The organism is Adlercreutzia equolifaciens (assembly GCF_029076695.1).
In the GTDB taxonomy this organism is placed as follows: Bacteria; Actinomycetota; Coriobacteriia; order Coriobacteriales; family Eggerthellaceae; genus Adlercreutzia; species Adlercreutzia equolifaciens_A.
The window spans coordinates 1-374 of sequence record NZ_JARFIK010000116.1 but is presented as its reverse complement, the minus strand read 5'-3'; the positions used below and the strand labels follow the sequence as shown (position 1 = coordinate 374).

1 protein-coding gene is annotated in these 374 nt (G+C 65.5%); it reads left to right on the top strand.

All coding sequences use genetic code 11. The features are described from left to right. The first annotated feature begins 121 nt into the window (after window positions 1-121). Window positions 122-352 carry an ATP-grasp domain-containing protein gene (locus PZH32_RS11700; RefSeq protein WP_275208428.1) on the top strand — a complete coding sequence of 77 codons (231 nt, stop codon included), beginning with the start codon at window positions 122-124 and terminating at the stop codon, window positions 350-352. Window positions 353-374 lie beyond the last annotated feature (22 nt).

Below are 374 nucleotides of genomic sequence, written 5' to 3'. Positions count from 1 at the left end.
GGGAATGCCCAGGGTAAGCGTGGGCACCGTAGCGTTCTGGCGCGCCAGCACCTCGAGAACGCCCTCGCCGGCACCGCCGGCAATGACGCCCTCCTCGATGGTGACCACCAGCGGCGCGCCCATGTTCATCGAGCGCGGTCATGTGGAACCGGCGCGCATTACGCCCGAACGGGCGGAGGCCATCCGTGCGGTGGTGGAGCATGCCCTGGGCAGCTTGGGGGTTGAGTACGGCGCCTCTCATGCTGAAGTGAAGGTGGCGTCCGACGGCTCCATCAAGATTATCGAGATTGGCAGCCGCATGGGCGGTGATTGCATCGGCAGCGACTTGGTGCGGCTGTTCACGAAATCGTAGCCCGTGGACAGCCGCACCAAGT